The sequence below is a fragment of the Halomonas sp. PAMB 3264 genome, assembly GCF_031954245.1.
Lineage (GTDB): Bacteria > Pseudomonadota > Gammaproteobacteria > Pseudomonadales > Halomonadaceae > Vreelandella.
In genome coordinates this window covers 736,043-750,295 of record NZ_CP134866.1, presented here as the reverse complement: position 1 = coordinate 750,295, position 14,253 = coordinate 736,043, and the positions used below count along the sequence as shown (strand labels likewise).

14 protein-coding genes are annotated in these 14,253 nt (G+C 64.7%); 8 read left to right on the top strand and 6 right to left on the bottom strand.

Features of this window, described 5'->3' with window-relative positions; all coding sequences use genetic code 11:
* Position 1: 1 nt before the first annotated feature.
* From RN347_RS03445 to RN347_RS03435, 3 genes are all read right to left on the bottom strand, one after another.
* Positions 2-559, bottom strand: a complete 558-nt coding sequence (locus RN347_RS03445) for an L-threonylcarbamoyladenylate synthase (protein ID WP_263584982.1) — start codon at positions 557-559, stop codon at positions 2-4.
* A gap of 84 nt (positions 560-643) precedes the next feature.
* Positions 644-1,768, bottom strand: a complete 1,125-nt coding sequence (dprA, locus tag RN347_RS03440; RefSeq protein ID WP_311960190.1) for a DNA-processing protein DprA — start codon at positions 1,766-1,768, stop codon at positions 644-646.
* Positions 1,769-1,826: 58 nt separating this feature from the next.
* Positions 1,827-2,870, bottom strand: coding sequence for a LysM peptidoglycan-binding domain-containing protein (locus RN347_RS03435; protein WP_263584984.1), 1,044 nt, complete (start codon positions 2,868-2,870; stop codon positions 1,827-1,829).
* Positions 2,871-3,088: 218 nt separating this feature from the next.
* Between RN347_RS03435 and def the strand changes: the two genes are divergently transcribed.
* From def to RN347_RS03395, 8 genes are all read left to right on the top strand, one after another.
* Positions 3,089-3,601, top strand: coding sequence for a peptide deformylase (gene def / locus RN347_RS03430; protein WP_263584985.1), 513 nt, complete (start codon positions 3,089-3,091; stop codon positions 3,599-3,601).
* 84 nt (positions 3,602-3,685) lie between these two features.
* Positions 3,686-4,699 carry a methionyl-tRNA formyltransferase gene (gene fmt / locus RN347_RS03425; RefSeq protein ID WP_311960189.1) on the top strand — a complete coding sequence of 338 codons (1,014 nt, stop codon included), beginning with the start codon at positions 3,686-3,688 and terminating at the stop codon, positions 4,697-4,699.
* A complete protein-coding gene (rsmB, locus tag RN347_RS03420) occupies positions 4,696-6,027 on the top strand; it encodes a 16S rRNA (cytosine(967)-C(5))-methyltransferase RsmB (protein WP_263584987.1) in 1,332 nt (443 codons plus the stop codon). Before fmt ends, rsmB begins: the two co-directional genes overlap by 4 nt.
* Before the next feature lie 48 nt (positions 6,028-6,075).
* Positions 6,076-6,282: a dodecin gene (locus RN347_RS03415; protein WP_252106752.1), complete on the top strand. Its 207-nt coding sequence runs from the start codon at positions 6,076-6,078 to the stop codon at positions 6,280-6,282.
* Between the two features lie 108 nt (positions 6,283-6,390).
* Complete coding sequence (trkA, locus tag RN347_RS03410) at positions 6,391-7,764, top strand: Trk system potassium transporter TrkA (RefSeq protein WP_263584988.1); 1,374 nt, start codon at positions 6,391-6,393, stop codon at positions 7,762-7,764.
* A gap of 45 nt (positions 7,765-7,809) precedes the next feature.
* Positions 7,810-9,258 (top strand): TrkH family potassium uptake protein, encoded by a 1,449-nt coding sequence (locus RN347_RS03405; protein ID WP_311960188.1) that lies wholly within the window; start codon positions 7,810-7,812, stop codon positions 9,256-9,258.
* A 37-nt stretch (positions 9,259-9,295) separates the two neighbouring features.
* Complete coding sequence (locus RN347_RS03400) at positions 9,296-10,546, top strand: TraB/GumN family protein (protein WP_311960187.1); 1,251 nt, start codon at positions 9,296-9,298, stop codon at positions 10,544-10,546.
* Positions 10,543-11,448: a DMT family transporter gene (locus RN347_RS03395; RefSeq protein WP_311960186.1), complete on the top strand. Its 906-nt coding sequence runs from the start codon at positions 10,543-10,545 to the stop codon at positions 11,446-11,448. Before RN347_RS03400 ends, RN347_RS03395 begins: the two co-directional genes overlap by 4 nt.
* A 15-nt stretch (positions 11,449-11,463) precedes the next feature.
* Here the strand turns inward: RN347_RS03395 and RN347_RS03390 are convergent, their stop codons facing one another.
* The 3 genes from RN347_RS03390 to RN347_RS03380 form a co-directional block, all read right to left on the bottom strand.
* Entirely contained in the window at positions 11,464-12,210 is a 747-nt protein-coding gene (locus RN347_RS03390) for a DTW domain-containing protein (protein ID WP_311960185.1), read from the bottom strand.
* 150 nt (positions 12,211-12,360) lie between these two features.
* A complete protein-coding gene (locus RN347_RS03385; RefSeq protein WP_311960184.1) occupies positions 12,361-13,419 on the bottom strand; it encodes a 2-oxoglutarate and iron-dependent oxygenase domain-containing protein in 1,059 nt (352 codons plus the stop codon).
* A 71-nt stretch (positions 13,420-13,490) separates the two neighbouring features.
* Positions 13,491-14,240 carry an NAD-dependent deacylase gene (locus RN347_RS03380; RefSeq protein ID WP_311960183.1) on the bottom strand — a complete coding sequence of 250 codons (750 nt, stop codon included), beginning with the start codon at positions 14,238-14,240 and terminating at the stop codon, positions 13,491-13,493.
* Positions 14,241-14,253: the final 13 nt, after the last annotated feature.

Sequence of the window (14,253 nt, the reverse complement as noted above, 5' to 3'; positions counted from 1 at the left end):
GTCAGGCGCGCAGCACCTCGTTGGTCACCAGATCGCGAATGGTGCTGGGCCGGGTCTGGCCACCGAGTTCGCCATCGAGCATGGCATCGAGCTCGTCGCCGAAAATGGCGCGTACCTCATCAGCGCTCATGGCCGGCGGCTCGGCGGCGCGGTTGGCGGAGGTCGACACCAGCGGCCCGCCGAAGGCCTCGCAAAGAGCCCTCATACCGGGGTGGTCGGTCACCCGTAGCGCCACGCTCTGATGGGCGCCGCGCACGAGGCCGTGGCTGCGCCCGTTATCCGGCACAAGCCAGGTGTGCGGGCCGGGCCAGCTCGCGGCGAGCGGCGCGTGCAGGGCCAGCGGCAGCGACTCAAGCCAGGGGCCGAACTGCTGGATGCTGGCGGCGACCAGAATGACGCCCTTGGCCGGGTCGCGCTCTTTCAGGCGCATCAGGTGCGCCAGCGCCTCATCGTTGTCCGGGTCGCAGCTCAGCCCCCATACCGCCTCGGTCGGGCAGGCGATTACGCCGCCCTGGCGCAGGGTCTGGACCACGCGTTGAAGATTGTCCATCGAAGTCATCACGGCCTCCTGTGAATGCGCGGCGCTGCCACGGATCGAATTGCCATCTTACCACGCTCGAGGGTTACCCCGGCTTGATCAACGCTACCCCAGGCGCACCCAGCCGCCCGCTTGCTGAGCCACGCGGCCCTCGAGTTCGAGCATGAGAAGCCTTTGCTGGCACTCGCCTACGCTCTGGTCGGTGTACTGCACCAACAAATCGATCGGCGTGGGAGTCGAGGAGAGCGCGGCGAGCAGCGTATCCGGCGTATCGAGCGTAAGCGGGTCACTCATCTGGACCGGGGCGGATGTGATGGGTTCCGCAAGGGCCTGCCCGGCCGCTGGCAGGTACGCGCCGGCCCAGTGGCCGAGCTCCTCGAGGATATCGTCGACGTGGCGGGTGAGAATAGCGCCGCTTTTCAGAAGCGACAGGCACCCGGCGGCCTGCACGTTATAAAGCGAGCCCGGCAGGGCGAACAGCTCACGGCCCTGCTCCACGGCAAGGCGCGCGCTCACGAGGCTGCCGCTTTTTTCCGTGGCCTCGATGACCAGCGTGCCAAGCGAAAGCCCGGTGACGATGCGATTACGCCGCGGAAAGTATGCCGGCCGCGCCCGGGTGCCCGGCGGGTGTTCGGAGAGCACCAGTGCCCGCGGCGTTTGGGTGAGCTTTCGATACAGCGCGCGGTGGCTCGCCGGGTAGATGACATCCACCCCCGAGCCCAGCACCGCCACCGTGGCGCCGCCTTCATCGAGGGCGGCCTGCTGGGCCAGGCCGTCCACACCCAGCGCCATGCCGCTGACCACGCACCAGCCGCGACCGGCAAGCGCCCGGGCAAACTCCCGAGCGTTGCGCTCACCCTCTGCGGTCGGCTTGCGCGTACCCACCATGGCCAGACGCGGCCCAATCAGCGCGTCGAGATCCCCCAGAGCCCACAGCACCGGCGGCGGGTCCGGCAGCTCGTCGAGAAGCGCAGGCCAGCGCGGGTGGCCCGGATACAGCACGTGGCGGTGGGGGCCGGCCTCGCACCAGCCGCGGCTGGCGTCGATCTGCGCCTGAAGCGAGCTTTTATTCGGATGGTCGAGCCAGAGCCTGAGTGCGCTTGACGCCGGCGCCGGGAGTGCGGCGAGCCACCCCTGGGGCCAGTCGGGCGCCTGATCATAAAGCGTCTTGAGCCGGTGCGCGCCCATGTTGGGCAGCGCGGCCAGGGCTAGCCACGCGTTGGCATCCATACCCGCCTCCTTTTTAGCTTAAGCTTTTCACCCCGGGCTGTTGGTCCCGATCGTTTCATCAAGGCCTGGGCGTGCGCACCTCATCGCCTATCGCCAGTACGTTGGAGGCCTGCATCACCAGAGCGTAGCTCATGCGGCTGTAGGGCTTGAAGACCATCAGGAGCCCGCCTTCGGTATTGGGCAGCTGGAACAGCTCCCCGGTGCGCGGGTCGTTGATGAGTTCGCCCTGCTGATCGACGCGCAGCACGTGCCCGGGCTGAAGGCCATCCTGGGTACCAAGGTCGATGGCGACGACCTGCAGCCGGCCGATGAAGCGCACCCCGCCGGGGGCGGCAATGATATGGCCGGCCACCTCGGCCTGAGGCGCGCGCGGTTGGAAATCCGCCTCGATTCTGTCATCGAGCGCGATCACGATGTCGTCGTTGCGCACTTCCTGTCTGGCGCTGAGCGCCTCGACCCGGGCGATCTCGCCCTGCTGATCGATCAGGCGCGCCTCGCCGATAAAGACCAGCTCGCGGCCCAACACCTCGCCGCTGGCGGACAGGTAGGGCTCGCCGGGACGATAAAAGCCAAGCGCAACGCCCGTGGGCAGCACACCGCGCACGTAGAGCGTGTCGCCGGCGCCGCTGATGAAGCGCTGATTCTCGCCACCGACCACGTAGCCAAGCTCCCCCAGCGCCCGGCCCGCCTCCAGAAAGCGATGCTGGCGCAAAAACACCTCGACCACGTCCATCGGCAGCGCCCACACCGCCTCGCGCGGCTCGATGGTGCGCACGCGCGGCGAAAGCTTCACCACCGGCTGGCCGGTTTCCAGCGCAAAGCAGGGAGCACCGGCGCAGTCGCGCAGAATCAGCGTGTCGCCGGGGTAGATCAAGTGCGGATTGCGAATCTGCGGATTGGCTTCCCAAAGCGACGGCCACTGCCAGGGGTTTTGCAAAAAGCGCGCGGCGATGCCCCAAAGCGTGTCGCCTTTGACCACTACGTAGCGCTCGGGGGCGTCGCTTCGAATACGCTCCCAGCCCTCGGCGGCGTTGGCGAACGCGGCGACACTCAGCAGCAGCGCGGCGAGGGCACCCAGGCGAAAGGTTTTGTGCACGACCATGGCGGATCCTGAAGCAGTGGCAGCGGCCAACGACACGCCCGCGTGCATGCCCAGAAGTACCGCCAGCGTGATATAGTGGCTTATAGTAAAGCACAGGGTCGCCCTCGCCCATTGCAACGCGAGCGCGACTTTTTGGCTCCTTTTTCAACCCTACCGCGTTTGAAGCGCCGGGACTCCCCGTTTCAAACCGCAGATTCAACAACGGTGATTGTAACGCCATGGCCAAACGTCCCATTCTCGAATTCCCCGATGAGCGCCTGAGAACCAAGGCGAAGCCGGTGGAGACCGTTGACGATGAAGTTCGAAGCCTGGTCGACGACATGCTGGAGACCATGTACGACGCCCGCGGCATCGGCCTTGCCGCCACCCAGATCGACGTTCACCGCCGCGTGGTGGTGATGGACGTCTCCGAGGCGGGCGACTCGCCGCTGGTCATGATCAACCCGCGCTATGAGCCGATCGGCGAAGAGAAGGAGCCGATGTCCGAAGGGTGCCTGTCGATTCCCGAGCACTACGCCGACGTGCCACGCTTTTTGAAAGTGAAGCTGAACGCTCTGGATCGTCACGGCGAGGCGTTCGAGCTCGAAGCGGACGGGCTGCTCGCCCACTGCATCCAGCACGAGTACGACCACCTGGAAGGCGTGCTCTTCGTCGATTATCTCTCCGCACTCAAACGCGACCGCATCCTGAAGAAAATGCAAAAGCGCCACAAGCTGATGCAGGACGCCTAGACGCCGTCAAAGCCGCCCGCAGGCGGCTTTTTCACGCCCGTTTATCCGGCCGCCCTCTCCACCGTCTTTCGAACAGGTAGATCCATGCCCTCACTGCGCGTCGTCTTTGCAGGCACTCCGGAGTTCGCCGAATCCCACCTCGCCGCTTTACTAAAAAGCGACCACCAGGTGGTGGGCGTTTACACCCAGCCCGACCGCCCGGCCGGGCGCGGGCGAAAGCTCACCCCGAGCCCGGTCAAACGCCTGGCGCTCGAACATGAGCTGCCCGTGTACCAGCCGCAAAGCCTGAAGGACCCCGCCGCCCAGGCCGAGCTGGCCGCACTCGATGCCGACATCATGGTGGTGGTCGCCTACGGACTCTTGCTACCGCAAGCGGTGCTCGACACGCCGCGGCTGGGCTGTATCAACGTTCACGCCTCGCTCTTACCGCGCTGGCGCGGCGCCGCCCCGATTCAGCGGGCAATCGAAGCCGGCGACGCCGCCTCCGGCGTCACCATCATGCAGATGGACGCCGGCCTCGATACCGGCGACATGCTGCTCGAGCTCAAAACGCCGATCACCGAGCAAACCACCGGCGGCCTGCTTCACGACCGGCTGGCCGAGGATGGCGCCAAAGCGCTGATCGAGACCCTCGACGCCCTGGCGGGAGACGGGCTGACCGCCACGCCTCAGCCGGTCGAAGGAGTGACCTACGCCGCCAAGCTGAGCAAGGCCGAGGCCGAGCTCGACTTTCGCCAGGCTGCCTCTACGCTTGCGCAGAAGATTCGCGCCTTCAATCCCTGGCCGGTCGCCTGGTGCGCGCTTGGCGACGAGCGCCTGCGCCTTTACATGGCCCGCGCCGAAGCGCGCGCAAGCGAAAGCCCCTCTGTTCACGTCGAGGCGGATCGCGTCGCGCCGGGCACGCTGCTCCCCCACGGCGGTGATCACCTGCGTATTGCCTGCGGCGACGATGGGCGCGAGGTGCTGTGCGTCAGCCACGTTCAGCTTCCCGGCGGCAAGCTGCTGCCGGTCAGCGCGCTGCTCAACGCCCACCCCCCACGGCTTGCGCCCGGCAGCCGCTTGGGCTCACCCTTGATACAACAGGAAGAGAGTTCATGAGCGCCAAACGCCCCCAGGAAGGCAGCGGCCAGGAAGTGCGCGCTGCCGCCGCTCGCGCCCTCGCCCCGGTTCTCAGCGAGCAGGGCTCGCTTTCCGGGCTCGACGAGCACAGCGTCATTGCCCGCGACCGCGGCCTGCTCAAGGAGCTTTGCTATGGTAGCTGCCGACGCCTGCCGCGGCTCGAGGCGATCGCCGGCAAACTGCTGAAGCAGCCGTTCAAGAAGCGCGACCAGGACGTCAACGCGCTGTTATTGATCGGCATCTACCAGCTTTTGTACATGCGCATTCCCGCCCACGCGGCGGTAGGAGAAACCGCGGGGGCGGCCAGACTTCTAAAAAAGGAGTGGGCCACGCGGGTATTGAACGGCTGCCTGCGCCGCCTGCAGCGCGAAAGCGAGACGCTCGTTGCCGAGGTCGACCGCGACGAGAGCGCAGCACTCGAGCACCCGGCCTGGCTTTTGAACGCGCTCAAGAGCGCTTGGCCCGAGCAGTGGCGCGACGTGGTCGCCGCCAACAACGAGCCGGGGCCGATGACGCTGCGGGTGAACCAGCGCGTCAACGACCGCGAAGCGTATCTGGCCAGGCTCATGGACCAGGGGCTCGAGGCGCATCTGTGCCTTCACGCGCCGGACGCCATCACGCTGGAAACGCCCTGCGACGTCTCGCAGCTCCCCGGCTTCGAGCAGGGCCATGTCAGCGTGCAGGACGAGGCGGCCCAGCTCAGCGCCGCGCTATTGGGCCCGGCGATCGCCCCGCGCCCCGGCGCCCAGGTGCTGGACGCCTGCGCCGCTCCCGGCGGCAAGACCGCCCACCTGCTCGAGCAGTTCGACATCGCGTTAACGGCGCTGGATAGCGACAACCAGCGCCTGGCGCGGGTCGACGATACGCTTGGCCGGCTCAACCTGAGCGCCAACCTGATTCATGCCGACGCCGCCGAGCGCGACTGGTGGAGCGGCACACTCTTCGATGCTATTTTACTCGATGCGCCGTGTTCGGGAACCGGCGTAATTCGCCGTCACCCGGACATCAAGAAGCTGCGCCGGCAAAGCGACATCGGCCAACTGGCCAGGCTTCAGGCAGCGATTCTGGACAATCTCTGGGGGCTTTTACGCCCGGGCGGCACGCTGTTGTACGCCACCTGCTCGGTGCTTCCCCAGGAGAACGCGAAACAGATCGACGCGTTCGTGGCGCGCACCCCGGACGCCCGCGTGACGACCCCGACAGACGTCGCCTGGGGCACGGCCAGCGGCCACGGTCGGCAGCTCTTTTCGCAACAAAACAGTCACGATGGCTTTTTTTATGCCAGGCTGGAAAAGCAACCGGCGTGACGCGAGCGTCGCGCCACGTCGCCAACTATCGACAAGGATGAGATGACCATGAGCGATCATGTTTACAAGCACGTAGAGATTACCGGTTCTTCGGAAAAAAGCATTGAAGACGCGGTGCAAAAAGCGCTGGCCAAGGCGTCCAAAAGCATCGACAACATGCGTTGGCTCGAGGTGGTCGACACCCGCGCCCATCTTGAAAATGGCCAGGTCGCCCACTGGCAGGTGACCGCCAAGGTCGGCTTCACCCTCGAGTAATTCCCCACTGCTTTTCGACGGCGGCTGGTTTACACTGGCCGCCGTCTTTATTGCAGCGCCCTTCTTGTTTGACCATACCGCCGGCGCTTTCAACGGATTCGATTCACCATGAAAATCATCATTCTTGGCGCCGGCCAGGTCGGCGGTACGCTGGCCGAACACCTCGCGCGCGAAGAGAACGATATCACCGTGGTCGACACCAACACGGCCAAGCTCCGCGAGCTTCACACGCGTCTCGATATCCGCACCGTCACCGGCGCCGGCTCCTACCCCATCGTGCTGCGCCAGGCTGGCTGCGAGGACGCCGACATGCTGATCGCCGTCACCAACTCCGACGAAGTCAACATGATCGCCTGCCAGGTGGCGCATACGCTGTTTCGCACGCCGACCAAGATCGCCCGGGTGCGCGCTACGCCCTATCTGACCCGCAAGGGCCTGTTCGCCCACGAAGCGATTCCCATCGATGTCTTGATCAGCCCCGAGCAGGTGGTCACCGATCACGTACGCCGCTTGATCGAACACCCGGGGGCGCTGCAGGTGCTGGAATTCGCCGGTGGGCTCGTGCAACTCGTGGCGGTCAAGGCGTTCTACGGCGGCCCGTTGGTGGGCCAGGACCTCGCCTTTCTGGGTCGCCACATGCCCAACGTCGACACCCGCGTAGCGGCCATCTACCGGCGCAATCGGCCGATCATCCCGCGCGGCGACACGGTGATCGAAGCCGACGACGAGGTGTTCTTTCTCGCCGCGCGGCGCGATATCCGCGCGGTGATGAGCGAGCTCAGGCGTGTCGAGCGTGGCTTTCGCCGGGTGGTGATCGCCGGGGGCGGCAATATCGGCGAGCGCCTGGCCGAGCATCTCGAGCACAGCCATCAGGTCAAGATCATCGAACACAGCCTTGAGCGCTGCACCACGCTTTCAGAGCGCCTCGACCGCACCGTGGTGCTTCACGGCAGCGCCACCAGCAAGCGGCTGCTTGAAGAGGAGAACATCGAGGATTGCGACATCTTCTGCGCGCTGACCAACGACGACGAGGTCAACATCATGTCGTCGCTGCTGGCCAAGCGGCTGGGGGCCAAGAAGGTGCTGACACTGATCAACAACGCCGCCTACGTGGATCTGGTGCAGGGCGGCGAGATCGATATCGCGATCTCCCCCCAGCAGGCGACCATCGGGAGCCTTCTCACCCACGTGCGCCGGGGCGATATCGTCAACGTGCATTCGCTCAGACGCGGGGCTGCCGAAGCGATCGAAGCGATCGCCCACGGCGACAAGCAGTCGTCGAAAGTGGTGGGCCGGGCGGTGCGCGACATCGACCTGCCCGAGGGCACGACCATCGGGGCGATGGTGCGCGGCAAGGAGGTCATTATCGCCCACGGGGACGCCACGGTGGAAAGCGGCGATCACGTGATTCTGTTCGTGATCGACAAGCGCCGGATTCGCGACGTCGAGCGGCTATTCCAGGTCGGTTTGACGTTCTTTTAAGCGCCCCATGTCATTACAAACATTGGCCAGGAGCTGCGGGATTCCATGAGTTTGAGGGTCATTTTACGCATTCTAGGGCTGCTCTTGATGCTGTTCAGCCTCACCATGCTGCCCCCGATGCTGATATCGCTCTGGTTTCGCGACGGTGTCTGGTACGCCTTCGCCAGCGGCATCGCCATTACCGTGATCACCGGCCTACTGTTGTACCTGCCCAACCGGCGCGCGCGCAAGGAGCTGCGTATTCGCGACGGGTTCATCATCGCGGCGATGTTCTGGACGGTGCTGGCGTTTTTCGGCTCGATTCCGCTGATGCTCTTCGGTCCGAGTGCGCTGCATTTCACCGACGCGGTGTTCGAGTCGTTTTCCGGGCTCACCACCACGGGGGCGACGGTGATCACCGGCATCGATTTTCTACCGGAATCGATTCGCTACTATCGCCAGCAGCTGCAGTGGCTCGGCGGCATGGGGATCGTGGTGCTGGCGGTGGCGATCCTGCCGACGCTCGGCGTCGGCGGCATGGCACTTTACCGCACCGAAATCCCCGGGCCGCTCAAGGACTCCAAGCTCACCCCGCGCATCACCGAAACCGCCAAGGCGCTCTGGTACATCTACGCCACGCTGACCATGGCGTGCCTGGTGTCTTACATGCTGGCGGGCATGAGCTGGTTCGACGCGCTCGGCCACAGCTTTTCGACCGTGGCGATCGGCGGCTTCTCCACCCACGATGCCAGCATCGGCTACTTCAATAGCCCCGCCATCGAGCTGATCTGCGTGGTCTTCATGCTGGTCTCGGCGTTCAGCTTCAGCCTGCACTTCATCGCCTGGCGCGAAAAACGCCTGCTGCACTACTTCGAGGACCCGGAGGCGCGTTTTTTAATGCTGTTTCTGGTGGGGCTGGTGCTGATCGCCGCTTTCACGCTCTGGTTTACCGACACCTACGATACGCTGCACAGCCTGCGCCATGCGCTGTTCGAGGTGGTATCGGTGGCGACCACCGCGGGCTTCGCCGTGGCGGATTTCTCCGCCTGGCCGGGGGCGCTGCCGTTCATGCTGTTCGTGGCGGCCTTCATCGGCGGCTGCTCCGGCTCCACGGCCGGCGGTATGAAGGTGATCCGTATCATCCTGATTTTGAAACAGGGCATGCGCGAGGTCATGCGCCTGATCCACCCCAACGCGGTGATCGCGGTGAAGGTCGGCAAGGTCAGCGTGCCGGACAGCATCGCCCAGGCCGTGTGGGGCTTTTTCTCCGCCTACGTGATGCTGTTCTTTTTGATGCTGGTCGGCGTCATGGCCACCGGAGTGGATCAAATCACCGCCTGGTCCACCGTGGGCTCGGCGCTCAACAATCTGGGCCCGGCACTGGGCGAGGCCAGCGAACACTACGGCGACATGCCCAACCTCGCCAAATGGATTCTGGTCGTGGCGATGCTGCTGGGCCGCCTGGAAATCTTTACCGTACTGGTTTTATTCACTCCCGCATTCTGGCGCCGCTAGCGCCGCCCGGGGGCCACCTTATGTTAGCGAGATACCCATGACGCACGACGCTCACCCCCCGATGGGCCGCGAGTTCGAGACGCTGCCCGCGACCAGCGGCCCGCTGAAGGCCATCGAGATCGAAGGCACCCGCTATACGCTACTGGGCACCGCCCACGTGTCGGCCCAAAGCGCCGACGACGTGACGCGGCTTCTCGACAGCGGCGCCTTCGACGCCGTGGCGATCGAACTTTGCGACGCCCGCCACCACAGCATGACCAACCCGGACGCCATGGGCGAGCAGGACCTTTTTCAGGTCTTCAAGCAGGGCAAGGCGGGCATGGTGGCGGCAAGCCTGGCGCTGGGCGCGTTTCAGCAGCGCATCGCCGAGCAGTCAGGCATCCAGCCCGGCGCCGAGATGCGCGCCGCGGTTGAGGCCAGCCAAACCCACGCGCTGCCGCTTTTGATGATCGACCGCGACGTCGGCGTGACGCTCAAGCGGATCTATCGCAACGTGCCCTGGTGGCAGCGCATGTCGCTGTTCACCGGGCTGATCGGCAGCGTCATGTCGCGCCAGGACGTCTCGAAGGAGGAGATCGAGAAGCTCAAGGAGGGCGACATGCTGGAGGCGACCTTTAGCGAGTTCGCCAATGAGTCGGAGAACCTCTACACGCCGCTCATTCGCGAACGCGACCGCTACATGGCGCTGCGCCTTGCCGAGCAAGCCCCACCCGGGCGCTACAAGAACGTGCTGGTGGTACTCGGCGCCGGGCACCTGAAAGGCACCGCCGAGCACCTGGAGGCGCGGCTGCCGGAGAACCCGACCACCGAGCGTGAGGCGCTCGAGCATACGCCGCCGCCGTCGAAGCTCTGGAAGGCACTGCCCTGGCTGATCACCGCGCTGGTCATTACGGGCTTCGCGATCGGCTTTTCGCGCAACACCGAGCTTGGCTGGCAGCTGGTGCTGGAGTGGTTCTTGATCAACGGTATTCTTTCCGGTGGGGCGACGATTCTGGCGCTGGCTCACCCGGTCACGATCATCTCCACCTTCTTCGCCGCCCCGCTGACCTCGCTCAACCCGACCATCGGCGCCGGGTTCGTGGCCGCCGGGGTCGAGCTTTACATGCGCAAGCCCAAGGTGCGCGACTTCTCCTCGCTCAGACACGATGTCACCGCGCTCAAGGGGTGGTGGAAAAACCGCGTCTCGCGCACGCTGCTGGTGTTCATTCTGGCCACCCTCGGCTCGGCGGTGGGTACCTGGGTGGCGGGCTTTAGAATCGCCGGGGCGCTGTTTGGAAGCGCGGCGTGAATAGAATCGAGCGTGCGCCCTGGCAGGCGGATGCCTTGCTGCTGCTGGTGACGCTCATGGCCGCCGGCGGCTGGATCTTTTCCAGAGAAGCGCTTGCCGGCATGCCGCCGCTTCTGTTCATCGGCAGCCGCTTTCTGCTTGCCGGACTGATCCTTCTGGGCTTTGCCTGGCCTTCGCTTTCGCGCCTGCCCGCCCGGCGGGTGCGGCGAAGCCTGTTCGTTGGGCTGCTGTTCAGCCTGGCGACCGGTTTCTGGATCATGGGACTAAGCGTCTCCTCGCACCTGGGCGAAAGTGCCTTTATCACGAGCCTGGGGATTTTGATGGTGCCGGTGCTCGGCATGTTGTTTGGCGACACGCCCCCGCGCACGACCTGGATCGCGCTGCCCGTGGCGCTGGCAGGCTTTGGGCTTTTGTCACTCAACGCGGGCTTTCGTGTCGAGCTTAGCCAACTTTTGATGGTGTGCGCCGCACTCTGCTTTGCGCTTTTGATCAACGTCAACACGCGAGTGGTGCGCAACGTGGCGGCCCTTCCGCTGACCACGCTGCAGCTTCTGGCGGTGGGTGCGGTGCTGACGCTGGTTTCGCTAATCTTCGAGCGCCAGCCCATGGCGCTGAGTACGCCGGTGCTGGGCTGGTTTTTGGCAAGCGTGGTGCTGGCAAGCTCGCTTCGCTACTTCCTGCAGATCAAGGCCCAGGGCATGACGACGCCGAGCCACGCCTCGGTCATCCTGATGCTCGAAGCCGTGTGGACCGCGCTGATTGCCGCCTGGTGGTTCAATGAAACCATGACCCCGCTACAGCTTTCGGGCTGCGCGCTGATCTTTTTGGCGCTGCTGATCAACCGCTGGTACTGGGTACGCAAGGTGCTGCGCCGCTGGCTGCCGGCGCAAACAAGCGCTTGAAACCGGTTCAACCCTTTAAATATCCGCCCGTTTGGCCAATAGCCGCTCCATGGCGGGCGTCGGCTCGTCGATTTTGCGATAGAAACGGCTCGCCGCGTAGCTTTCGTTGAACACGTCGAAGTAGTCGTCGAGCACGTTTGCCGCTTCAATATCGCCGCCCTGGCGCAGAAGCTCGGTGGCCACTTCAGCGGTGCATAGATGCGCTTTCGAGGCGGGCTTTCTAAGGCGGTAGCGGGTTTCACGCTCGGTGCGAAGCGGCAGTACCGGCAGGCCATCGAGATAAGGGCTTTTACGAAACATGCGCCGCGCCTGACGCCAGGTACCGTCGAGAATCACGTACACCGGTATCCGGTCGCAGGCCTTTACCGCGTGCACCGCGTCCATTCCCACCACGCGGTCGGCGTAGTCCGGCTGGTCGTCGGGAAAGATCAGAAACGGCGCGTAGCGCGCATCCTGCAGTAGCGCTTCAAGCTCGGGGTCGAGCGCAGTGCGCGCCCAAGTGAAAACGCGGGTTTCATTTAGCACGTCCCCAATCAGCCGCCCGGTGTTGGTGGGTTTCAAGTGCTCGAGCGAGTGGGTCAAAAGCCACACCTGGGCGTAACTCTCCACACTCACCTTGTAGGGGCAGAGGCAGTTGAGTTTGGGCAGGTTGCACCCTTCACAGCGAATCACGAAGCTGCCGCGCGCCTTGAACTCGCGCCGTGGCGGGCGCGAATGCTCGGCAGACGAAGCCAATTCAGAGGGAGTATCAGAGGCAGACATCGGCGCACCCAAACGATCAAAGGGCGCAGAGTATAAAGCAGCGCCGCTCGCGTGACGAACCCGCGAGCACCAAGCGCAAGCGGGCTCGCCGTTTTCCCATGGGGTCAGCGCTGAACCGATGCCAGCACGCCGGGTGTGCTCTGGCCGAATTCACTCGGCCAGGGCTTCCAAGCAGGAAGTATCACGCAGATGGGTGTAGCTTGCGGCGTAGCGGGCGAACTTGTGCGCGCCACTGGCGTAAGGGGCGTAGCGCGGCGGGACGCTTTCGCTCGTACAGCTTGGTAGTACCTCGACCATGGCCTCAAAATCGAGATCGAAGAAGAACGGCAGCGAGTAACGCTGTCGGCCGCTGGTGTTGACCACCCGGTGCAGCGTCGACACGTAGCGGTCATTGGTGAGGGTCTGCACCAGGTCGCCGATATTGACCACGAAAGCCCCGTCGATGGGCGGCGCGCTGATCCAGGTACCGTCGCAATGGCGAATCTGCAGACCACCTACGGCGTCCTGCGCGAGGATGGTCAAAAGCCCATAGTCGGTGTGGGCGCCGATACCGATCTCCTCTTCACCGATCGCGCCGGCCTGGCTTGGGTAGTGCAGCAGTCGCTGAATCGCTATGGGCCGTTTCTGGCGCGGCGCGAAGTAATCCTCACAAAGCCCAAGACTCAGCGCGATGGCCCCCACCAGGCGATGGCCCAGCGTCAGCATCTCGGCGTAGTAGCGCTCGAACACCGCCTTGAACGCCTCGGGTTTGGCCGGCATCCGGTTGGGCCCACGAAACGGCGACACCTCGGCCTCATCGAGCCCCAGATCGAAGCACTCTTTCAAGTCGCGACTTTTGTTTGGGTCGACGTTTTCACCAAACAGTGGCGTGTAGCCGCGCAAGGAGAGCCCCGAGCCGACGATATTGAGCGCCTCCTTTTCCGCCAGGGGGCGCGCAAAGAAACCGGCCGCCATCGTAAACGCCTGCTCGACGAGCCCGGGGTCGATTCCGTGACCGCGCACATAGAAAAATCCGGTGCGTTCACACGCCTGACCAATCGCGTTGGCGACGCTCATCGGGTCGCTCTGATCGAGCAACGGGCCCAGGTCGATGACGGGAATTTGTGCCGGCGCCAGTGTGCGCGTCGTCAGGGAAGGCGCCAGGGTAAAGCGCGCGCGCTCGGCGTTTTGATGATCCAACACCTCGAGGTCCGTGGTGTCATCGCTCATGTAGTGGTTCCTTGTTACCTTTAGCTGATCGCTGTCACAGCGGTGCTGCTTTATCGCGGCTTCCGGCCAACTCAGTCAAGCGCTAGACTTCGCTGCCGGCGCCAGCGCTCGACCAATGCCGGCACCCCTTCCCCGGCGGTGGTGTTGATCGCCAGCACCCCCGGCGGGGTCAGCGCATCGGCGTCCGGGTCGATCAGCGCGCAGGGCGCATCGACACCGATATAAGACAACAGCGAGGCGGCGGGCATCACGGCAAGTGAGGTGCCCACGACCAGAAAGAAGTCTGCCTGGCTTGCAAGCTCACAGGCCTGCTCGAAAAGCGGTACCGACTCACCGAACCAGACCACGTCCGGGCGCAGCTGGCTGCCCTTGTCGCAAAGATCGCCCAGGGTCATATCGCCGGCCACCGGGTAGCGAAGGCTCGCGTCAACGCTGGAGCGCGCTTTCAAAATTTCGCCGTGAAGGTGCAGCACGTGGCGCGAGCCCGCCCGCTCGTGCAGATCGTCGATGTTCTGGGTGATGATCGAGACGTTAAAGCCGTCCTGCTCGAGCGTGGCCAGCGCCTTGTGTGCTGCGTTGGGCTGGGCGCGGCGAATCTGCGCTCGGCGCTGGTTGTAGAAGGCGAGCACGCGTTCGGGGTCGGCGCGAAAGCCTTCCGGGGTCGCCACCTGCTCGACCGGGTGCTCCTCCCAGAGGCCATCGCTGGCGCGAAAGGTCTTGATACCGCTTTCGACGCTGATGCCGGAGCCAGTGAACACTACCAGGTGCGGCGGCGTGCCAGCGTTTGGGTGGCGCTCGCCCACGGGTTCGCCTGTCAACATGACGCTCTCCTTG